At 67.7% G+C, this 21998-nt stretch carries 17 protein-coding genes and 1 other RNA gene; 12 read left to right on the forward strand and 6 right to left on the reverse strand.

Features of this window, described 5'->3' with window-relative positions; all coding sequences use genetic code 11:
* The first annotated feature begins 122 nt into the window (after positions 1–122).
* From ACEVQ6_RS06770 to ACEVQ6_RS06785, 4 genes are all read left to right on the forward strand, one after another.
* On the forward strand, positions 123–1313 hold the full coding sequence (locus tag ACEVQ6_RS06770; RefSeq protein ID WP_374888158.1) for an efflux RND transporter periplasmic adaptor subunit: 1191 nt from the start codon (positions 123–125) through the stop codon (positions 1311–1313).
* The gene (locus ACEVQ6_RS06775) at positions 1310–4453 is read left to right on the forward strand and encodes an efflux RND transporter permease subunit (RefSeq protein WP_374888159.1); all 3144 of its coding nucleotides are present in this window, start codon (positions 1310–1312) and stop codon (positions 4451–4453) included. Before ACEVQ6_RS06770 ends, ACEVQ6_RS06775 begins: the two co-directional genes overlap by 4 nt.
* A gap of 92 nt (positions 4454–4545) precedes the next feature.
* Positions 4546–5982: an FAD-binding oxidoreductase gene (locus tag ACEVQ6_RS06780; RefSeq protein WP_374888160.1), complete on the forward strand. Its 1437-nt coding sequence runs from the start codon at positions 4546–4548 to the stop codon at positions 5980–5982.
* A 135-nt stretch (positions 5983–6117) separates the two neighbouring features.
* Positions 6118–10080: an AsmA family protein gene (locus ACEVQ6_RS06785; RefSeq protein WP_374888161.1), complete on the forward strand. Its 3963-nt coding sequence runs from the start codon at positions 6118–6120 to the stop codon at positions 10078–10080.
* Between the two features lie 79 nt (positions 10081–10159).
* Here the strand turns inward: ACEVQ6_RS06785 and ACEVQ6_RS06790 are convergent, their stop codons facing one another.
* The 4 genes from ACEVQ6_RS06790 to ssrA form a co-directional block, all read right to left on the reverse strand.
* Positions 10160–10408 carry a ribbon-helix-helix domain-containing protein gene (locus tag ACEVQ6_RS06790; RefSeq protein ID WP_374888227.1) on the reverse strand — a complete coding sequence of 83 codons (249 nt, stop codon included), beginning with the start codon at positions 10406–10408 and terminating at the stop codon, positions 10160–10162.
* Positions 10409–10460: 52 nt separating this feature from the next.
* A complete protein-coding gene (locus ACEVQ6_RS06795) occupies positions 10461–10649 on the reverse strand; it encodes a DUF4169 family protein (protein ID WP_374888162.1) in 189 nt (62 codons plus the stop codon).
* Between the two features lie 12 nt (positions 10650–10661).
* The gene (locus tag ACEVQ6_RS06800; protein ID WP_374888163.1) at positions 10662–11180 is read right to left on the reverse strand and encodes an SspB family protein; all 519 of its coding nucleotides are present in this window, start codon (positions 11178–11180) and stop codon (positions 10662–10664) included.
* A 110-nt stretch (positions 11181–11290) separates the two neighbouring features.
* Positions 11291–11651, reverse strand: a transfer-messenger RNA (tmRNA) gene (ssrA, locus tag ACEVQ6_RS06805).
* A 96-nt stretch (positions 11652–11747) separates the two neighbouring features.
* Here ssrA and ACEVQ6_RS06810 point away from each other — a divergent pair.
* The 7 genes from ACEVQ6_RS06810 to ACEVQ6_RS06840 all read left to right on the forward strand — a co-directional run bounded on the left by ACEVQ6_RS06810 (position 11748) and on the right by ACEVQ6_RS06840 (position 18028).
* Complete coding sequence (locus ACEVQ6_RS06810; RefSeq protein WP_374888164.1) at positions 11748–12059, forward strand: DUF2853 family protein; 312 nt, start codon at positions 11748–11750, stop codon at positions 12057–12059.
* A gap of 220 nt (positions 12060–12279) precedes the next feature.
* Positions 12280–13074: a thymidylate synthase gene (locus ACEVQ6_RS06815; RefSeq protein ID WP_374888165.1), complete on the forward strand. Its 795-nt coding sequence runs from the start codon at positions 12280–12282 to the stop codon at positions 13072–13074.
* Between the two features lie 9 nt (positions 13075–13083).
* A complete protein-coding gene (locus tag ACEVQ6_RS06820) occupies positions 13084–13590 on the forward strand; it encodes a dihydrofolate reductase (protein WP_374888166.1) in 507 nt (168 codons plus the stop codon).
* 169 nt (positions 13591–13759) lie between these two features.
* Positions 13760–14884: an FtsH protease activity modulator HflK gene (gene hflK, locus ACEVQ6_RS06825; protein WP_374888167.1), complete on the forward strand. Its 1125-nt coding sequence runs from the start codon at positions 13760–13762 to the stop codon at positions 14882–14884.
* Positions 14884–15804, forward strand: coding sequence for a protease modulator HflC (gene hflC, locus ACEVQ6_RS06830; RefSeq protein ID WP_374888168.1), 921 nt, complete (start codon positions 14884–14886; stop codon positions 15802–15804). Before hflK ends, hflC begins: the two co-directional genes overlap by 1 nt.
* Before the next feature lie 159 nt (positions 15805–15963).
* The gene (locus ACEVQ6_RS06835) at positions 15964–16350 is read left to right on the forward strand and encodes an ACT domain-containing protein (protein ID WP_374888169.1); all 387 of its coding nucleotides are present in this window, start codon (positions 15964–15966) and stop codon (positions 16348–16350) included.
* Between the two features lie 157 nt (positions 16351–16507).
* A complete protein-coding gene (locus ACEVQ6_RS06840) occupies positions 16508–18028 on the forward strand; it encodes a DegQ family serine endoprotease (RefSeq protein ID WP_374888170.1) in 1521 nt (506 codons plus the stop codon).
* 50 nt (positions 18029–18078) lie between these two features.
* Here the strand turns inward: ACEVQ6_RS06840 and serB are convergent, their stop codons facing one another.
* Positions 18079–18966, reverse strand: coding sequence for a phosphoserine phosphatase SerB (gene serB / locus ACEVQ6_RS06845; protein WP_374888171.1), 888 nt, complete (start codon positions 18964–18966; stop codon positions 18079–18081).
* Here serB and miaA point away from each other — a divergent pair.
* Entirely contained in the window at positions 18965–19870 is a 906-nt protein-coding gene (gene miaA / locus ACEVQ6_RS06850; RefSeq protein WP_374888228.1) for a tRNA (adenosine(37)-N6)-dimethylallyltransferase MiaA, read from the forward strand. The two genes, serB and miaA, sit on opposite strands and share 2 nt — an antisense overlap.
* Before the next feature lie 101 nt (positions 19871–19971).
* On the opposite strand, the gene ACEVQ6_RS06855 is transcribed toward miaA, so the two are convergent.
* Positions 19972–21990, reverse strand: a complete 2019-nt coding sequence (locus ACEVQ6_RS06855) for an ATP-binding protein (RefSeq protein WP_374888172.1) — start codon at positions 21988–21990, stop codon at positions 19972–19974.
* Between the last annotated feature and the right edge of the window lie 8 nt (positions 21991–21998).

Below are 21998 nucleotides of genomic sequence, written 5' to 3' on the forward strand. Positions count from 1 at the left end.
TACAATTGTGTCATGATCGGCGACCTTGATTGCCGCGACACTTGCAAAACGGGATACTTGCGCCAATTCCACCGCGCCTGGGCCGGGCGCGGCCGATGAACAGGGTGAATCTGGAGATCTGAATGCGGTTCGTGCGGCAGCTCATCATCTGTCTGGTCCTTCTTGTGGCAGGGCTCGGCCTGTGGCTGAAATTCGTGCCCGGCGCCGGCGCGACGCTCGCCGCGATCGGGGTCTCCCATCCCCTGATCGACGCGATCGCCGCGAAGCCGGCAGGGGAGGCCGCCGCGGGCGCCGGCGAACGCCGTCAGGGCGGCGGCCAGCGCAGCGTCGTCGTCGAGCCGTCCGGCGTCGCCGTCATCAATGACCGCCTGAACGCGATCGGCAATGGCGAGGCGATCCGTTCCGTCACCGTGACGCCGTCTGCGACCGGCAATCTCACCGAGGTTCTCGTGCGGTCCGGCGACCGCGTCGAGGAAGGCCAGGTGATCGCCCGCCTCGACAGCGACGAGCAGACGATCGCGGCCGAACAGGCACGGCTGACGCGCGACAGCGCGCAGGAGAAGGTGACGCGCTACCGCAATCTCGGCTCTGCCGCCGCCGTGACGGCGGTCGAGGTCCGCGATGCCGAGATCGCCCTTCAGACGGCGGAACTGGCGCTGCGCACGGCCGAACTCGACCTGAAGCGGCGCGAGGTGATCGCGCCGCTCTCCGGCATCGTCGGCATCATTCCGGTCAATCCCGGCGACTACGTGACGACTTCCACCGCGATCGCGAGCGTCGACGACCGCTCGGAGATCCTCGTCGATTTCTGGGTGCCGGAGCGCTTCTCCAACAAGATCGCCGTCGGCCAGCCCGTGACCGCGACCGCCATCGCCGAGCCCGGCAAGACGCTTGCCGGCGCCATCCATGCGATCGACAATCGCGTCGACCAGGCGAGCCGGACGCTGAGGGTCCGCGCCCGCATCGAGAACCCCGAGGATCGCCTGCGCGGCGGCATGTCGTTCTCGGTCACGATGACGTTCGACGGGGACCGCTATCCCGCCGTCAATCCTCTGGCGATCCAGTGGAGCGCCGACGGTTCCTTCGTCTGGCGGGTGGTGGACGGCCGCAGCGAGAAGGTTCCGGTGCACATCGTCCAGCGCAATCCGGACAAGGTGCTGGTCGATGCCGGGCTCTCGGAGGGCGACGAGGTGGTGATGGAAGGCGTGCAGCAGCTGCGCGACGGCGGCGCGGTGCGCATCGCCGGGCGCGACCAGGACAATGGCGCGGCGGCGCGTCCCCAGGGCTTCAAGGCGGCGGAGGCGACCCCGTGAGCGGCGGCGGCGACACGCCCGTCGATGTCGGGCAGGGCGGTTCGGCGGGATTCACCGCCCTCTTCATCCGCCGGCCGATCTTCGCCCTCGTCATCAATACCCTGATCGTCGTTGCAGGCCTTGCCGCCTTCAACGGCGTGGAGGTGCGCGAACTGCCGCAGGTTGACCAGCCGGTGGTCTCCGTCACCACCGATTTCGATGGCGCCGCGCCCGAAACGGTCGATCGCGAACTGACGTCGACCATCGAGGGGGCCGTGTCCCGCGTGCAGGGCATCACCTCGATCTCCTCGCAATCCTCCTATGCCCGCAGCCGGGTGACGCTGCAATTCTCCGATTCGACCGATATCGGGCAGGCCTCCAACGACATCCGCGATGCGCTCGGCCGCGTCTCGAACCAGCTTCCGGACGGTGCCGACGAACCGCGCATCGTCAAGGCGGATGCCGACAGCCAGCCGATCCTGCGCCTGGCGCTGACCTCCGACCGGCTGTCGATGGAAGACCTGACGCTGCTCGCCGAAAACGAGGTCACCGACCGGCTTGCCGCCGTCGAGGGCGTCGCCGACGTGCAGATCAACGGCGACCAGGAAAAGATCTTCCGCGTCGACGTCGACCAGTCGAAGCTCGCCGGACGCGGCCTGACCATCGCCAATCTGCGCACGGCGCTCGCCTCCGCCGCCCTCGACGTGCCGGCGGGGTCGCTGACCAGCATCAACCAGGACCTCTCGGTGCGGGCGACGGCCGACCTGCAGACGCCCGAGCAGTTCGAGACCCTGATCATCGGCAACAATGTCCGCCTCGGTGATGTCGCGACGGTGACGCTCGGCCCGGACATCGGCACGTCGTCGCTGCGCTCGAACGGCCAGCAGGGCATCGGCCTCGGCGTCATCCGCCAGGCGCAGTCGAACACGCTCGACATTTCCGAGGGCGTGCGCAATGCGGTGGCGACGATCGGCGACATCCTGCCGGAAGGCACGCAGCTTCGCATCACCAGCGACGATGCCGTCTTCATCGAGGGGGCGATCCACGAGGTCGAGATCGCGCTCGGCGTCGCCGTGGTGATCGTGACAATCGTCATCTACCTCTTCCTGCTCGACTGGCGGGCAACGCTGATCCCGGTGCTGACCATGCCGATCGCGCTGATCGGAACAGTCGCGGCGATCTACCTGGCCGGCTTCTCCATCAACATTCTCACCCTGCTCGCCATCGTGCTCGCCACCGGCCTCGTCGTCGACGATGCGATCGTCGTGCTGGAAAACATCGTTCGGCGCCGCGCAGAGGGCATGGGGCCGCGCGCGGCCGCCGTGCACGGGACGCTCGAAGTGTTCTTCGCCGTCATCGCGACGACCGCGACGCTCGCCGCCGTCTTCGTGCCGCTTTCCTTCCTGCCCGGCCAGACCGGCGGCCTCTTCCGCGAATTCGGTTTCGTTCTCGCCTTCGCCATCCTGCTTTCCGCCTTCGTCGCGCTGACGCTCTGCCCGATGCTTGCCTCGCGCCTGCTGAAGACGCAGGCCGACCATGGCGCGCCGCGGGGCGGCGTCCTCGGCGGTCTCGGCCGCGCCTGCGCCGGCTTCTACCGCGCGACGCTGCGGGCCTGCCTCAACGCCCCGCTGGTCGTCGTGCTCGCCGCGCTGATGTTCACCGCCGTCGGCGCGCTCGGCTTTACCTCGCTCACCTCCGAACTGACGCCGCCGGAGGACCGCGCCCGCATCATGCTGCGCATCAACGCGCCGCAGGGCGTGTCGCTCGACTACACCCAGGCGCAGATGCGCCGCCTCGAACAGGGATTGCAGCCGCTGGTCGATTCGGGCGAAATCGAGAACGTCTTTTCCGTTTCCGGGCAGGGCGGCGCGGTCAACAACGGTTTCATGGTGCTGAGCCTCGCGCCTTGGTCGGCGCGCGAGCGCAGCCAGCAGCAGATCGCCGCCGACATCACCCGCATCGCCGCCACCGTGCCGGCGGTGCGCGCCTTCCCGATCCAGCCGAACAGCCTCGGCATCCGCGGCGCTGGCAACGGGCTGCAGGTGGCGCTTGTCGGCAACAATTACGAGACGCTCGGAGCCGCCGCCGCCGAACTGGTGCGGCAGATGGAGGACAGCGGCCGCTTCCAGAACGTGCGCCTGAACTACGAGGCGAACCAGGCACAGCTGTCCGTGACGATCGACCGCGAGCGCGCCTCCGACCTCGGCATCGACATTTCAGGCCTCTCGCCGGCGCTTCAGGCCATGCTCGACGGCAACAGCGTCACCGACGTCTATGTCGACGGCGAGGCCTATCCGGTGAAGCTGATCTCGACCACCAATCCGATCAACGACCCGACCGACTTGCAGAACATCTTCCTGAAGACCGGCGACGGCAAGATCGTGCCGATGTCGACCATCGCCTCGGTCGAGGAACGCGCGGTCGCGCCGGAACTGTCGCGCGAGCAGCAGCTGCGCTCCGTCTCTCTCTCGGCGGGTCTCGGGCCCGGGCTCGCGCTCGGCGACGCGCTGTCGATGGTCGAGACGATGGCCGCACCGCTGCTGCCGCCGGGCGCGCGGATTTTGCCGCTCGCCGAGGCCGCAACGCTGAACGAGAATGCCAGCGGCCTCTTCGTCACCTTCGGCTTCGCGCTCGTCATCATCTTCCTCGTGCTCGCCGCCCAGTTCGAAAGCTTCGTCAGCGGCTTCATCATCATGTCGACGGTGCCGCTCGGCCTCGCCTGCGCCGTCTTCGCCATGCTGATGACCGGCACGTCGCTGAACATCTACAGCCAGATCGGCCTGGTCCTGCTCGTCGGCATCATGGCGAAGAACGGCATCCTGATCGTCGAATTCGCCAACCAGTTGCGCGACCGGGGCGACAGCGTGCGCGAGGCGATCGAGAACGCCGCCAACATCCGCCTTCGCCCGGTGATGATGACGATGATCGCCACGATCGTCGGCGCCGTGCCGCTGGTGCTGGCGCAGGGTGCGGGCGCGGAAGCGCGCATCGCGCTCGGCTGGGTGCTGGTCGGCGGCCTCGGCCTCGCCACCGTCGTCACCCTCTATCTGACCCCGGTGTCCTATCTGCTGATCGCTCGCTTCACCAAGCCGCAGGTGGACGAGGAGAAGCGGCTGCGCGAGGAAATGGAGGCGGCGGCCGCCCTTCATCCGGCGGAATAGCGCGGGGCGAGGGGCGATAGCCGTTTCCTCCGCCGCCGGTTTGGTGTAGCAGTTCGGCCGACCCTTCTCCTCCTATGCAGCGGCTTCGCACCATGTCCGACACGACCCGAGACGGCCTCTTCCCTGTCGCAGGCGGCGGACGGCGCGGGCGCGACGAACAGGCGCTTGCGTCCGCCGCCGAGGCCTTGCGGCAGCGCTTCGGTGATCGCTTCCAGACCGGTCTCTCGATTCGCGAGCAGCATGCCCATTCGACGACCTACATCCCGGCGCAGCTTCCGGACGGCGTCGTCTTTCCGGAAAGCGCTGCGGAGGTGCAGGAGATCGTCCGCATCGCCGCCCATCATCGGGTGCCGCTGGTGCCGTTTGCCACCGGGTCGTCGCTCGAGGGGCACGTCAACGCCCCGTTCGGCGGATTCTCCGTCGACATGATGCGGATGAACCGCGTGCTTGCCGTCCATGCCGAGGACCTCGACTGCGTCGTTGAACCGGGGGTGACGCGTGAGGCCCTGAACGTCGAGCTGCGCGACACGGGGCTGTTCTTCCCGATCGATCCCGGCGCCAATGCCTCGATCGGCGGCATGGCCTCGACGCGGGCATCCGGCACCAATGCGGTGCGCTACGGCACGATGAAGGACAATGTCGTCGCCGTCACCGCCGTCGTGGCGGATGGCCGCGAGATCCGCACCGCGCACCGGGCAAAGAAATCGTCCGCCGGCTACGACCTGACACGGCTTTTCGTCGGCGCCGAGGGCACGCTCGGCATCATCACCTCGGTCACGCTTCGCCTCCAGGGCATCCCGGAGGCGATCGCCGGCGGTGTCTGCGCCTTTCAGACGGTGGAGGATGCCTGCAACACGGTGATCCTCACCATCCAGTCCGGCCCGCCGGTCGCCCGCATCGAATTGCTCGACGCGCTGCAGATGAAGGCCTGCAACGCCTATTCCGGCCTTGCCTATGCCGAGCTGCCGACGCTCTTCGTCGAATTCCACGGCAGCGGCGAGACGGTGGCGATGCAGTCGCGCGCCTTTGCCGAAATCGCGTCGGAATTCGGTGGTACGGACTTCGCATGGACAGCCAATCCCGAAGAGCGTGCCCGGCTGTGGAAGGCGCGGCACAATGCCTACTGGGCGCAGAAATCGCTGGTTCCCGGCGCGGCGATCCTGTCGACGGATGTCTGCGTGCCGATTTCGCGCCTGGCCGAATGCCTGGTGGAAACCCAGGCCGACATCGCCGAACACGGCCTCACCGCACCGATTGTCGGCCATGCCGGCGACGGGAACTTTCACGTCGGGCTCCTGTTCGACGACAAGGACCCGGACGGTATCGAGCGGGCGAAGAGCTTCGTCGCGAGGCTCAACGCGCGTGCGCTTTCGATGGACGGGACCTGCACCGGCGAGCACGGCATCGGGCAGGGCAAGCGCGCCTTCCTCGAGGCCGAGCTCGGGCCGGCCCTCGATGTCATGCGGGCGGTCAAGCAGGCGCTCGATCCGCACGACATCTTCAATCCGGGAAAGATTTTCTTGTCTTGACCACGGCCCCCGCTTTGATGAAGGTGTCGTGCAACATGCGGAAAATCAATGAACTAAAGCGCGAAACGCGGCCTTGACGGCACGCGGGCGCTGACCGGCCTTGCGCCACGGACAACAGGACAGGATCGTTTTCGGGTGCTCGCTCGTATTCTGGTATCCATCGGCGGCCTTCTCGTCGTCGCGCTCTTCGCAGCGCTGATCGCGCCGTTCTTCGTCGACTGGACGAGTTTCCGCCTCGATTTCGAGCGCGAGGCGACGCGAATCATGGGCAAGCCCGTCAAGGTTCATGGGAGCGTCGACGCGCGGCTCATCCCCTTTCCCTCGGTGACGCTCAACGACGTGCGGGTCGGCGCGGCCGAGGACGGCCAGCCGCTGATCGAGGTCGCGCATTTTTCGATGGATGCCGAGCTTGCGCCGTTCCTCAGCGGCGAGGCGCTGATCTTCGACATGCGGCTCGAGCAGCCGAAGGCGCGCATCCGTCTGCTGCCGGACGGAACGCTCGACTGGGCGCGGGGGTCGCGGGCCTCGATCCCGGCAAAGACCGTGGTGCTCGAAAACGTCTCGATCACCGACGGCTCGATCGATTTCATCGACGAGCAGACCGGCCGCACGCGGAGCGTCGACGGGCTCAATGCCGAGCTTTCCGCCCGCTCGCTCGCCGGTCCGTGGCGGATCGACGGCCGCGCCGCGCTTGACGGCGAGGCCGGCAGCTTCCTCTTCAACAGCGGGGAACCGGACGACAAGGGCGTGATCGGCCTCAAGGCGCGCCTCACGCCGGACAAGCGTCCGTTCGGAGTCGAGCTCGAGGGCGAACTGAAGATCGTTGAACTGAAGCCGCTCTACCAGGGCACTTTCGTCCTGTCCGAGACCCGCATGCCCGGCGAGGCGACCGAGGTCGGCGGCGACCAGCCGCGGGCGCCGCGCGTCACCGGCAAGTTCGAGCTGACCAACGAACGCATCCGCGTTCCCGAATACCGTGTCGAGGTCGGGCCGGTGGCCGATCCCTATGTCGTGACCGGCGAGGCGACGCTCGACACCGGGCAGAACCCGGAATTCCTCCTGACCGCCGACGGCCAGCAGATCGACGTCAGCCGCATCGGTACGACGATGGGGGAGGCCGGAAAGACCGGTCGCGACCCTTCCGTCTCGATCCGCCAGCGGCTTGCGGCGATGATGGCGATGGCGGCCGACATTCCGATCCCGCAGGTGCCGGGGCGGGCGCGGCTGCGCCTGCCGGCGATCGTCGTCGGCGACACGACGGTGCGCGACGTCACCCTCGACCTCCGCCCGGACGGCGCCGGCTGGCTGATCGACAACGCCGTCGCGCTGTTTCCGGGACGCACGCAGATCGAGGCCAAGGGGCGGCTGAACCTGAAGGGCCAGCGCGCCTTTCGCGGCGACCTGCTGGTCGCCTCGAACCAGCCGTCCGGGCTTGCCGCCTGGCTTGCGGGTTCGGTCGATCCGGCGATCCGCAAGCTGCGCACGGCCGGTTTTTCCGCCACCGTCAACCTGACCGACCGGCTGCAGCAGTTCGAGCGGCTGGAGATCGCCGCAGGCCCGGCGACGCTCACCGGGCGGATCGAGCGGCAGTCCTATGACGACCAGCAGCCGTCGCTCTCGATGCAGCTCAAGGGCAACCGCATCGATCTCGAGGCCTTGCAGGCGCTGACCGGCCTCGTCGCCGGCGACGCCTCGACCGAAACCGTGCTGTCGCACGCGATCGCGGCGGACATCTCGGCCGATGTCTTCACCGCATTCGGCGAGGAAGCGCGCGACGTCCAGGCGGTGCTGACGCTGAAGAACGGCCAGCTCCAGGCCGAGCGTGTCTCCATCGGCGATCTCGCCGGGGCGAAGCTCGCCGTCTCGGGGCGGATGAGCGGCACCCTGCAGGCACCGGTCGTCTCCGCCAAGATGAAGCTCGCGGCGGGCGATCTCGGCGGCTTCTTCGACATGCTGCAGCGTCACGCCTCGCCGCATCCGATGCTGGCGCGGCTCGCGGCGAGCGGCCATCATTTCGCGGACACCACCCTCGACGTGACGCTTGCGGCAGGCGGCAAGGAGACGGGCTCGGCCGTCACCCTCGGCATCATGGGCATGGCGAACGGATCGCGGATCGCCGCGCAATATTCCGCCCCCGACATTGCCCGCGCGCTCTCGCTCGACGGGATCACCGTGGAGGCGACGCTCGAAAACCCCTCCGCCACCGTGCTTCTCGGGCAGGCGGGCTTCGATCCGCTGCCTTTCGAGACCGAGGCCAACGGCATCCTGTCGGTCCGGCTGCAGAGCACCGACGGAACCAAGGCGAGCGGCAATCTCAGCCTGACGACGGAGGGCTCGTCGCTGGCGATCAACGGTGACGTCGATCTCGCCTCCTCGACCTTTCTCGACGGGAAGACGACGCTGACGCTGCAGAGCCGGGACCTCGAACCCTACCTGATCGTCGAGGGAATCGGTTTTCCCGGCATGGGTGCGGGCCTGCCGGTCTCGGTCAAGGCGTCGCTGGAGACGACGCCGGAGCAGATCGCCATCGCCGGCCTCGAGGGCCGGGCCGACGGCAACGGCTTTTCCGGCGCCGTATCGATCCGCCGGGGGGAGAAGACGGGGGCTGCGACCGGCACGCTCACGCTCGACACGGTCGATCTCGCCTGGATCGCCGAAGCGATGCTCGGCTCCGTCGAGGATCCCTCGACCGGGGCGCTCGCAACGGCGCCGGTCGGCACGCCGCTTTTCGCCGGCGTCGACGCGACGCTCGACCTCAAGGCCGCGCGCGTCCTGACGGGAATCACCTCCTCGATCACGGATTTCACCGGCAAGCTGCTCTGGCGCGGCGATCAGGCCGAGATCGCCGATGCGGCGGGCGCGATGTTCGGCGGCAAGGTCGCGGGCCGCCTTCTGATCGGCAACGGCAACGGCTCCGGCTTCATCCAGTCGCGCCTCGACATCACCGGCGGCGATCTCGCGCGCACCGGACTGGTGCATGGCGGCGTGCCGGTGGCAAGCGGAACGTTTAATCTCGCCCTGGCGCTCGAGGCGTCCGGGGCGACGGCGCAGGCGATGGCGCAGTCGGCAAGCGGGTCCGGCCGGCTCGATGCGGAGGGGCTGGTCCTGCGCGGGCTGAACAGCGGCGCGCTCGGCGCCGTGCTCTCCGCGGCCGACCGGATCGAGGGCGAAATCACGCCGGAGGCGATCGCCCCGGCGGTCTCCGGGGCGATCCTCTCGGGAGAGACGACGCTCGGCACGGTCGGCATTCCCTTCACCATCGCCGGCGGGACATTGCGGGCGCAGAATGTCACGGCGGCGGATCAGGCCGCGACGCTGCGCGGCGAAGTCGCCGTCGCGCTGCCGGAAAAGCGGATCGATGCGACGCTGCTCGTCACCCTCGCTCCGGGCGAGGAGGCGCTGGCCGGGGCGGAGCCGCAGGTGGAGATCGGTTATGCCGGTGACCTCAAGGCACCGGGCGTGACGGTCGATGCGACGGAACTCGCCAATTTCCTTTCGCTGCGCGCCTATGAGCGCGAGCGCCGCCGCGTCGAGACGGTGCAGGCCAACGTGCTCGAAAAGCAGCGTCTTCGCCGCGAGGTGGCGCTGTTGAAATTCACGACGGAAACGCGCGAGGCCGAGCGGGTCCGCGCGCTCGAGGAGCAACGCCGGCGGGAACTGGCGGCGGAAGAACTGAAGCGCCAGCAGGCCGAGGCACGCGAGGCCGCCGAACGCGCGGAAGCCGAGAGGCTGCGCCTGGAGGCGGAGGAAAACGCCCGCAAGGCGGCGGCGGAGGCCGCGCGTCAGGACGCCGAGCGCAAGGCGGCCGAGGCGCGACAGGCCGCGGAAGCGCGCCGCGCCGAGGAGGATGCCCGCCGCCGGGCCGTGGAGGAGGAACGGGCGCGACGGCAGTCGGAGACCGGCGCGCAGCCCGGCGAGACCGCGGTTCCGCGCCGGCAGATGCCCGTCACCCCAAGCGAGGAGGTCGAGCGGGGCAGCGCGCTGTCTCCGCCGCAGGATCGCGGCAATGCGGTGACGCCTCCCTTCCGGCTCGATACGCTCCCGGATGCGACCAACGGCGCGGCGCCGTCCCTGCCGGGCGTCGAACTTTCACCCTGAGAGCACGATCCGACAGGATTGAAGCAAGACGCGGCGAGGGCGGGCGTCACGAGGAGGGCGTTCAGAGCGCCATAGTCATTCAATTCGATCGAACGTGGCCTATGTCCGGCTTCCTCCCCGCCTCGCCTCTCAGAGCATCGAGGACATGAAGGCGCAGCGCCGACGAGAGGTTGGCACCGGCCGCGCGCTTGTCGTCGACCTCGGCGATCAGGCGGGCGAGCGGCATGGCGCGTTCCGCGGCAAGGCGGCGCAGCTCGCTCCAGAACGCTTCCTCAAGCGAAATGCTGGTGCGGTGGCCGTGAAGCGTGGCGGAATGTTTGCGGATCATCGGCAAACGTCCATCGTCGCCCGCGATGACGGAGGGCGCGAAAGGCGGAGGATCACGTTTCCGGCGTATCGAGGCGGCCTGCGGCATGGGCCGCCTCGGCCTTGTCGTTCAACGCCTTCGTCAACCTCTTCTCGGCCTTGGTACGGCCATGGGTGATGCGGTTCTGCTCCGCCTGCTTTTCGCGCGCGTCGCGGGCCTTGGACTTGCGCACCTGGCGGAGGTTGACGATCTCTGCGGTCATCGCCGGGCCCGATCAGTTCTTCTTGCGGAAAGCGTCCAGCGACACCACGGAGCCGCCTTCCTTCTTCGGCTCGGCATCGGCATCGCGGTCGTCCGAGCCGGCATCGAGCTTTTCCGGCGCCGTGGCCGGATAGGCGGTGATTTCCGCGCTGGTCTCGTCCTCGCCCTCGATCGCCGCCACGTCGAATTCCAGCTCGAAATTGACAGCGGGGTCGTAGAAGCCGCGAATCGCGTTGAAGGGGATGACGAGGCGCTCCGGCGTGTCGGAGAAGGAGAGGCCGATCTCGAACTGGCTTTCCGTTACCTTCAGGTCCCAGAACTGGTGCTGGATGACGATCGTCATCTGCTCGGCATACTTGGCCTTCAGGTGCTGGGAGATGCGCACGCCGGGCGCCCCGGTGAGGAAGGTGATGAAGAAGTGATGTTCGCCGGGCAGGTGCCCGGTCGCGGCTACCTCGGAGAGGACCTTGCGGATGACGCCGCGCAGGGCATCCTGCGCCAGAATGTCGTAGCGGATATGGTCCTGAGCCATGGTGTCCCCGTCTTCTTCGAACTCAACGCTTTCCTCTCTTATGCCACCGCGCCTTCGGCGAGGAAAGCCCGATCCGATCGAATTGTATGAAGTGCTTACGGGGAGGGCAAGGTGGAGGTTTCTGTTGCCAGGTACCTCCGAACCCCGCCTTACGGTGCTACCCGCAAGGGCTTGATTTGAAGTGTCGCACCGCGGTTAGGCAGCGAGACGTGCTTCAGCATAGTTGTCGTTGGCAACTATAATTTTAGCCCGATAACGGCGGTACAATGCCGAGCAAAAAATCGATCTTTACGCCCTTGTCGATCCTATTTCGCCCCCAGCAAAAACAGGCCGGATCAGGCCCGCCTGCTTTTGGTGGAGGCGCCGGGTACCGCCCCCGGGTCCAATGGGTTTATTGCATCGTCCGTTTATTGCCATAGCCGCCGAAGCGGCGTTCCCCATATAGGCGTTTCGTCCGCCGGAGAAAAGGGGTGCCGCGACGATCTTCTCGCATCCCTTGACAGCGTGCCGGCCTGCGGGGAAGCTCGCCTCCAAGGGCAGGCGCCCGGGGACCAAGGGAGGTTGACCATGAGCCAGGACTATTTCGCCGACGTGAAGACCTATGACGCCGCGGCCGACGAGGCGGTGGTGAAGAAGATCGTCCGGCACCTGGGGATCGCGCTGCGCAACCGGGACTCCTCGCTCGTCTCCGCATCCGACCAGACCGAACTCGACCGGGTCAAGGAGAAATGGTGCGGCAAGAAGCTCGGTGTAACCGGGCCGGAGGCCGATGCCGCCGTGGCGGCGGTGGCGAAGCAGATGGCGGGCGACCGCTCGAAATCGCGCGTGACCTTCTACTACCTGGTCGCCAAGCATCTCGGCAAGCTCGAGACGCTGTAGGCGCCTTAAGGTTCATTCCGGACCGGACGGCTCTCCGATCTCCGGTTGTCGCTTGCCTGTCCGGGATGGCGGGATTCCACCTCGTCCCGGACGACCTTCGAACGGACGAAGGGCCGTTCCGCGTCGCGGCACGGTGGATAACCTCTCCGGCGGCGATTTGCCTTGGGCCTGCGCCGCGCTAGTGTCTGTCGCAGAACATCAGGGAGCGGGCTTTCGACCGATGCGGCAATATCTCGACCTTCTCGGCCATGTGATGGCCAACGGCACCGATCGCGGCGACCGCACCGGGACGGGCACGCGCTCGGTTTTCGGCCATCAGATGCGCTTCGACCTTTCGGCAGGTTTCCCGTTGCTGACGACGAAGAAGCTGCATCTGCGCTCGATCATCCACGAATTGCTCTGGTTCCTCAGCGGCGACACCAACATCCGCTACCTGCACGAGAACAAGGTGACGATCTGGGACGAATGGGCCGACGCGAACGGCGATCTCGGCCCGGTCTACGGCTACCAGTGGCGCTCCTGGCCGACCCATGACGGACGCCATCTCGACCAGATCTCCGCCGTCGTCGAGGCGATCCGCACGACGCCGACCTCGCGGCGGCTGATCGTCTCGGCCTGGAATCCTGCGCTCATCGACGACATGGCCTTGCCGCCCTGCCACTGCCTGTTCCAGTTCTACGTGGCGGACGGAAAACTGTCCTGCCAGCTCTACCAGCGCTCGGGCGACATCTTCCTCGGCGTGCCCTTCAACATCGCCTCCTATGCGCTTCTCGTGATGATGGTGGCGCAGGTGACGGACCTCGAGCCGGGCGACTTCATCCTGACGCTCGGCGACGCGCACATCTACCACAACCATTTCGACCAAGCCCGCCTGCAACTGACGCGCACGCCCGGACCGCTGCCGCGGATGCGGCTCAACCCGTCGGTGCGCGATCTCCTCGCCTTCCGCTACGAGGATTTCGAGCTCGTCGGCTACCAGGCGGAGGCGACGATCCGCGCGCCGATCGCGGTCTGAGGACGCGTGATGACCGGCATCGTCCTCGTCGTCGCCATGACGGAAAACCGTGTGATCGGCAGGGACGGCGGCTTGCCGTTCCGCCTGCCCTCCGACCTCAGGCGCTTCAAGCAGCTGACGCTCGGCAAGCCGGTCGTCATGGGGCGAAAGACATGGACCTCGATCGGCCGGCCCTTGCCGGGACGCGAGAACATCGTCGTCACGCGCGATCCGGATTTCGTCGCCGAGGGCGCGAGAGTGGTGGCCTCCGTCGAGGCGGCGCTCGCCGCGGCCCGCGCCATCGCGGATCAAACGGGCGAGGCGGAGATTGCCGTGATCGGCGGCGGGGAGATCTACCGGCAGACGATCGGCCGTGCGGACCGGATCGAGGCGACGGAGGTCGACGCCGTGATCGAGGGCGACACCGTCTTCCCCGCGATCGACCCTGACGTCTTCGAAAGGATTGCCGAAGGAGCGTGGTTTCGGGGCGAGAAAGACAGCCATTCGATGCGTTTCGTCACCTGGCGCCGCCGCTAGCGCAGCCCGGCGGGGGCGCACGGAACTATTTTGCCGCATTTCACGGTAAGCTGTGTCCTTCGCGTTGAAAGCCTTAAGAGGGATACCTATAACGGGTGCGCATGGGCGGTGCGGCGGCCGGAGACGGCCTTGCCCTGCGCCCTGACCGGTTTGACACGAAGAGGTATGGATGCCCTGGAGCAATCAGAATGGCGGCGGCGGCCCTTGGGGCGGCGGCGGCGGAGGCGGCGGCGGGCCGAAGCCCGGACCCTGGGGACAGGGACCGAACCGGCCGCGCGGCGGCGGGGGCGGACGCAATGGCGGCCCGCCGGATCTCGAGGACATCTTCCGTCGCGGGCAGGACCAGCTGAAAAACGTGGTTCCGGGCGGCATCAACGGTGGCGTCTTCGTCATCATCGGCCTGATCGTCATCGGCTTCCTCCTGATGAATTCCATCTACACGGTGCAGCCGGATGAGCGCGGCGTGGAGATGCGCTTCGGCAAGCCGAAGGAAGAGATTTCCATGCCGGGCCTGCACTTCCATTTCTGGCCCTTCGAGACGGTCGAGATCGTCAAGGTGACCGAGCAGCAGCTCAACATCGGCGGCCGGGCAAACAGCAGCCAGGCGGGTGCCGGCCTGATGCTGTCGGGCGACCAGAACATCGTCAACGTGCAGTTCTCGGTCCTCTTCTCCGTGACCGACCCGAAATCCTATCTCTTCAACGTCGAGGAGCCGGCCAACACGCTGCAGCAGGTGTCGGAAAGCGCCATGCGCGAGGTCGTCGGCCGCCGTCCGGCGCAGGACATCTTCCGCGACAACCGCCAGGCGATCGCCGCCGACGTCAAGAGCACGATCCAGGCGACGATGGACGCCTACGGCGCCGGCATTTCCGTGAATACCGTCGCGATCGAGGATGCGGCGCCGCCGCGCGAGGTTGCCGACGCCTTCGACGAGGTGCAGCGCGCCGAGCAGGACGAGGACCGCTTCGTCGAGGAGGCCAACCAGTACGCGAACCAGGTGCTCGGCCGGGCCCGCGGTCAGGCCGCGCAGAACCGCGAAGAGGCCGCCGCCTACAAGGACCGCGTCGTCAAGGAGGCGCAAGGTGAGGCTCAGCGCTTCGTCTCCGTCTATCAGGAATATGAGAAGGCGCCTGACGTCACCCGCCGCCGCCTCTACATCGAGACCATGCAGGACGTGCTCGGCCGCTCGAAGAAGATCATTCTCGACGACCGCAACGGCCAGGGCGTGCTGCCCTACCTGCCGCTGAACGAGATCGCCCGGCCGCAGCCGGCCCAGACGGGAGGAGCGCAGTGATGGGCAATCGCGTTCCCGCCATCCTGATCGCGCTCGCGGTCATCCTCATCGGCATCTACTCGTCGGTATTCGTCGTCAACGAGCGCCAGCAGGCGATCGTCGTGCGCTTCGGTCAGATCCGCGACGTCAAGACGGAGCCCGGCCTCTACTTCAAGCTCCCCTTCGCCTTCATGGACGCCGACCGCGTGCAATATGTCGAGGACCAGGCGCTCCGCTTCGACCTCGACAATATCCGCGTGCAGGTCTCGGGCGGCAAGTTCTACGAGGTCGATGCCTTCGTGGTCTATCGCATCGCCGATCCGCGCCGGTTCCGCGAAACCGTTTCGGGCGACCGAGAGGCGGCCGTCTCCCGTCTGCGCACCCGTCTCGATGCGTCGCTGCGCCGTGTCTACGGCCTGAGAGGCTTCGAATCGGCGCTCTCCGACGAGCGTGCGTCGATGATGCGCGAGGTACGGTCGGACCTGACGCCGGATGCCGAATCGCTTGGCCTGTCGATCACGGACGTGCGGATCCGCCGGACCGATTTGACGCAGGAAGTCTCGCAGCAGACCTTCGAGCGCATGAAGGCCGAACGCCTGGCCGAGGCGGAACTGATCCGCGCCCGCGGCAACGAGGAAAGCCAGCGCCGTCGCGCCATCGCCGATCGCCAGGTCGTCGAGATCGTCGCGGAAGCGCAGCGCGATTCGGAAATCCTGCGCGGTGAGGGCGAGGCGGAGCGGACCGGCATCTTCGCCGGGGCCTTTGCCCGCGACCCCGGCTTCTTCGAGTTCTACCGCTCGATGAATGCCTACCAGCGGGCGATCGGCAGCCCCGACACGACGCTGGTGCTTTCGCCGGACTCCGAGTTCTTCCGCTATTTCAACGATGCGACCGGCGCGAAGCCGCCGGCCGCGACGCAGACACCGCCGGCGGCGAACTGACACCGCCCCCGCCGGGCGGCCGGTGCCGGCAGGACACAATCGGAAAGGGGCTGGCTTGCCGGCCCCTTTCGCGCGACCGGCGACGTGACCGTACTCGGCCCGTCGCCGCATGCGGTCGCCGGCGCGCTGTGCCGGCGGTGGATCGAAAGGTGATCGGGAATGGCGAAGAAACTGAACATACGGCTGGTCGAAGCGGAATATGCGATCACGCGGCTGAACGTCGGCACCCCGCTTCCGTCCTGGCTGCCGGGGCCGGGGTTCTGGGCCGTCTCGTCGTCCCGCGAGGAAATGACGCTGGTCTGCCGGGCGGCGCGCGTGCCGTCCGCGGTCCAGTCCTCGCTCGGCTGGCGCTGCCTGCGGATCGAGGAGCATTTCGCCTTCGACATTCCGGGCGTTCTTTCCGCCGTGCTCGAACCCTTGTCGAAGGCCGGCGTCGGCGTGTTCGCCACCTCCACCTTCAGCACCGACTACGTGTTCATCCTTGGCTCGGACCTCGACAGGGCGCTCGCCGCGCTCGGCGAGGCCGGTCACACGGTGACGTCCTGAGGCGCTCCGTCAGGGACCCTCATGAAATCGTGTCTGGACGCTTGCCGATTCCGCCTTATCCTCTCCGGCGAGACCGTCCGGCCTGTCGCATGATGCGGCCGGCCGGGACGAACGGACGGGCGGCAGACGGCCGCGCCGCGACATCGAAAGGACCTCCATGGGCTTGTCCATCCGTTTCCGGCGGCAGATGAAGACCGTCGCCGCCGTGCTTCTCGCCTCGGCCGTGGCGCAGGGCGCGATCGTGCCGCGCGCGTTCGCGCAGCACCCGATGAACGGTCCCGAATCGGTCGCCGATCTCGCCGCCGGCCTGCTCGACGCCGTCGTCAACATCTCGACCTCACAGAACGTCAAGAACGACGACAACGCCCCGGCGCCGCAGGTGCCCGAGGGGTCGCCGTTCCAGGATTTCTTCGACGAGTTCTTCAAGGGCCAGGGCGGCCAGGGCGGCAACCGCCAGCGCACGGTCAACTCGCTCGGCTCCGGCTTCGTCATCGATCCGTCGGGCTTCATCGTCACCAACAATCACGTCATCGACGGCGCCGACGACATCGAGGTGAATTTCGCCAACGGATCGAAGCTGAAGGCGAAGCTGGTCGGCAAGGATACGAAGACCGACCTCGCGCTGCTGAAGGTCGAATCGCCGACGCCGCTCAAATGGGTGCCGTTCGGCGATTCGCGCAGCATGCGCATCGGCGACTGGGTGATGGCGATCGGCAATCCCTTCGGCCTCGGCGGTTCGGTGACGATCGGCATCATTTCGGCGCGCGGACGCAACATCAATGCCGGTCCCTACGACAATTTCATCCAGACCGACGCGGCGATCAATCGCGGCAATTCCGGCGGGCCGCTCTTCAACATGAAGGGTGAGGTCATCGGCATCAACACGGCGATCATCTCGCCGAGCGGCGGGTCGATCGGCATCGGCTTCTCCGTCCCGACGGAGCTTGCGGCGAACATCATCGGGCAGTTGCGCGAGTTCGGCGAAACCCGCCGCGGCTGGCTCGGCGTGCGCATCCAGCCGGTCACCGACGACCTCGCCGAAACGCTGCAGATGGACCGCGCCCGGGGCGCGCTGGTCTCCGGTATCATCGAAGGCGGCCCGGTCGCCAATGGCGTCATCAAGACCGGGGACGTGATCGTCCGCTTCGACGGCAAGGATGTTCCGGCGATGCGCGACCTGCCGCGCGTCGTGGCCGAGAGCCCTGTCGGCAAGGCCGTCGACGTCGTGATCATCCGCGACGGCAAGGAGCAGACCGTCAAGGTGACGCTCGGGCGGCTCGAGGATGCCGACGACATGGCCTCCGCCGCGCCTGCGAGCGACGAGCCGGCAGAGGGGACGGAAAACGGCGCGGAGCCGCCGGCCGCCACCGTGCCGTCGACCGATCTGGTCCTCGGCATGAAGATCGCGCCGCTCGATGCCGACACGCGCAAGACCTTCGGCATCGCGGAAGAGGTGCAGGGCGTCGTGGTCACCGAGGTCCGGCCGGGCTCCGCCGCGGCCGAACGCAGGATCGCGGCCGGTGACGTGATCGTCGAGGTCGGCCAGGAGGCGATGAAGACGCCGGAGGATGTGAGCCGCCGCGTCGAGGCGCTGAAGCGGGACGGCCGGCGCAACGCGCTGGTGATGATGTCGGGCAAGAGCGGCGAAATGCGCTTCGTCACGCTGCGGATGGAATAGCCTGGCCTTGAGGGACCGGCGGCGGATCTTCCGTCGCCGGTCCCGGAGGGTCAACGGACGAAATCGGTCTTGCGATAGCCCTGGATGTAGAGAAGCGCCGTGAGGTCGCCATGGTCGACGCGGATCCCCGCCTCGGCCGCAACCGCGGGCTTGGCATGCAGCGCCACGCCGGAGCCCGCGATTTCCAGCATGCCGAGGTCGTTGGCGCCGTCGCCGACGGCGATCGCCTCGTCTGGCGTGATGCCGAGCCTCTGCGCGATCGCGCGCAACTGGTCGACCTTCGCCTGCTTGCCGAGGATCGGCGTCTCGACGCGTCCGACGATCACGCCGTCCTCGACGGTCAGCCGGTTGGCATGGTTCTCGTCAAAGCCGAGCATTGCCGCCACCGGCTCCGTGAACACGGTGAAGCCGCCGGAGACCAGCGCCGTGTGGCCGCCTTTTGCCTTCATCGTCGCGATCAGTTCCGGCCCGCCCGGCGTCAGCGTGATGCGGGTCTCGATGACCTTGCCGACGACGGACAGCGGCAGTCCCGCAAGCAGCGCGACGCGCTCGATCAGCGCCGGCTCGAAGGCGATCTCGCCGTTCATCGCCCGCGCCGTGATCGCCGCGACCTTCTCCTTCAGCCCGACCTCGGCGGCGAGCTCGTCTATGCATTCCTGGCCGATCATCGTCGAATCCATGTCGGCGACGAGCAGCCGCTTGCGCCGGCGTTCCGCTTCCTGCACGACGACGTCGACCGGCGCGCCCGCAAGCGTGTTCCGGAGCATGGCGTCCGCGGCCGCCGGATCGACCCCGTCGCGCAGCGCGATGTCGCAGGCGACCCCGTCCGCCAGCCAGTAGAGGCCGGCGGCGTCGATCGCGGCGGTCGCGGCTTCGCCGAGCGCCGGCGTCAGCACGGGGTTTGACGGATTGGCAACAAGCGTGGCAACGAAGGCCATGGTGACGATCCCTGACGATGAAACGGATGCGGTTCTGATAACGGGGCCGACGGCGAGCGGCAAGTCCGGGCTGGCGCTTGCGATCGCCCGAGCACGCGGCGGCGTGGTGATCAATGCCGACAGCATGCAGGTCTACGACACGCTGCGGGTGCTGACCGCGCGTCCCGACGAGGCCGCCATGGCCGGCGTGCCGCACCGGCTCTATGGCCATGTGCCGGCGGGCGGCGCCTTTTCGACCGGAAGCTGGCTGCGCGCGGCGGCGGATCTCGTCGCGGCGTTGCGTCGGGAGGGGCGGCTGCCGGTGTTCGTCGGCGGAACGGGGCTCTATTTCCGTGCGCTGACCGGCGGGCTGGCGCCGATGCCCGACATACCGGATCCGGTTCGTACCGCCCTCCGCGACCGTCTGACGCGGGAAGGGGCGCTGGCGCTTCATGCCGAGCTTCATGCGCGCGATCCGGAGACGGCGGCGCAGATCGGCGCGGCGGACGCCCAGCGGATCCTCAGGGCGCTGGAGGTGCTGGAGGTGTCGGGGGAACCGCTCGCCCGCCTGCAGCGACGCTCCGGGCCGATGGTGATCGATCCGGCGCGGGCGCAATGCCTGCTCGTCCTGCCGCCGCGCCCGGTGCTTTACGAGCGTATCGACCGCCGTTTCGCCACGATGCTGGAGGAGGGAGCAATCGAGGAAGTGCGCGCGCTCCTGTCGCTCGGCCTTTCCCCTGCCATGCCGGTGATGAAGGCGATCGGCGTGTCGCAGATCTCCGCGCTGATCGCCGGCGCGATCACGCGCGAGGCCGCGATCGAGCAGGGGGCGACGGCGACACGCCATTATGCCAAGCGGCAGATGACCTGGTTCCGCAACCAGCTCGACGACCGCTGGCGCGTGCTCGACGGGCAAACCGGCTGACCGTCCGCGCATGAGGAGCGCCCGGGAGCCGACGAAAGTCTTTCTTCATTTCTCAAGAGATTGCCGGATGCCGGATCGACGGCGCTCCGGCCGCAGATCGCCTATTTGCGGAGGAAACCGCCGAGCGGCTTCTTGATCAGGCTTTCGCGGATCGAGGAGATTTCCTTCTTGATCGGATGGTCCGCCTTCGGCGGCGGGGCGGCCGGCCGCGGCGGCGCGCTGGCCGCTTCCTTTGCCATCACCTGCTGGCGCATCTGGTGGAAGCGTTCGAGCGCCTCCTTCGGCTCCAGGCGCTGCGTGTCGCTGCGGTAGGCATCCGACTCGGGCGGCACGTAGCTGTCGCGCTGGCCGGGATCCTCCTGGCGGCGCAGCGAGGGCCGTTCCGGCGGTGCGACCGGCGCCTGGCCCCAATGGGCGTCATCCTCATGCGCGCGCGCGGCCTGTGACGCGTCCTGGGCGCCGATCGCACGCATGCGGCCGACCACGGCCTTCAGGTCGATCGTTGTCGGGTCTTCCTCGGATTGCACGGCGACCACGCCGTTGGCGCGCGGAAGCCACCGTTCCTCGACCCGGTCGAACTTCATCCGCATCGGCACGGCGACGGCCTCGCCGAAGGCGATCGCCTCGCCATTGCCGATCGAGGAGATGAAGCTCGTCGTCGAACTCGACGAGTTCGGGATCGCCGAGCGGATGATCGCCTGGTCGCGCTCGTTGGCGAGCCGCATGGCGAAGACGGTCGAACATTGCGACAGGATGGTCGGATCGAGTTCGCCGGGGCGCTGCGTGATCATGCCGAGCGAGACGCCGTATTTCCGGCCCTCCTTGGCGATGCGGGCGATCGCCTGCCGCGTCGGGACGAAGCCGAGATTGGGGTCGGCGGGGACATAGCGGTGTGCCTCCTCGCAGACGACGAGGATGCGCACGCCGCCATTGCTCCAGAGCGTCACCTCGAAGGCGAGGCGGCAGAGCACGGAGGCGACGGAATTGACCACCTCGGAGGGGATGCCGGCGAGCTGGAAGGTCGCGATCGGCCGCCCGTCGCCGGGGATGCGGAAGATGCGGGCGATCGTCTCGACGATCGTGTCCGAGATCGTGTTCGAGGAGAACATGAAATGGTAGCGCGGATCGTTGATCGCCGACAGGATGCGCATCTTCAGCGAGCGCAGCGCCGGCTTTTCCGCCTTGCCGTCGAGCTTGCCGATGCGCTCGTCGATCGCGGCGAGCAGGTCGGCGATGCGGTAGGGGATCGGCGTGTCCGCGGTGACGGTGTTGCGCTCGCCGTTCCGCCTGACGAGTCCCGCGTCCTGGCCGCCCTTGAACGCCCGCCTCGCCTCCGGGATCGTGTCGCGCAGGATGTCGATCTCCTCGGGCACGGCGGTGCGGCCGCGAAAGATCACCTCCGCGAATTCCTCGAGCCGCATCAGCCAGAAGGGCAGGTCGAGCGTGTCGGTGTCGATGACGACGGCGTGGTCCGGAAAGGCGGCGGCGAACTCGTTGTGCGGATCGAGCATCAGCACGCGCAGTTTCGGATCCGAGGCGATCGCCTTGTGCAGGAGCAGCGTGACGGCGGTCGACTTGCCGACGCCGGTGGTGCCGACGATGGCGAAATGCTTCGACAGCATCGAGGGGATGTGGATCGTCGCGTCGATCGATTCGTCCTGGGTCAGCTTGCCGATGATGCAGGTGTCGCTCTTGCCGGTGTCGTAGATGCGGGCGAGGTCGGCGGCGCGGATACGGTGGGCGACGGCACCGAGATAGGGATACTGGGTGATGCCGGCGGAAAACTCCTCGCGGCCGTTCGGGCCGACATGGACCTCGCCCATCAGCTCGACCTCGATGCGGAACACGTTGTCGCTTTCCTCGCCCCAGTCGTGGGTCGGCGTCTGCATGGAATAGACGAGCGCGACGACGCGGTTCTTGCCGACCGTGATCGAGATCAGCCGGCCGACGGACCACAGTTCCGTCAGAGAGGTCTCGCCATGCTCGGCGAGCGAGGCGATGGTCGCACGCGAGCCGTTGCACGCGACGACCCGACCCAGGAAGCGATTGCCGCGCTTCAGGACGTCGCGCCGTTCCTGTTCGCCGGCGCTGATCGAATTTTGCAGTTCGTTGTTCAGCAACGCCCGTT

The sequence above is a fragment of the Ensifer soli genome (assembly GCF_041928815.1).
Classification (GTDB): Bacteria; Pseudomonadota; Alphaproteobacteria; order Rhizobiales; family Rhizobiaceae; genus JBHFEI01.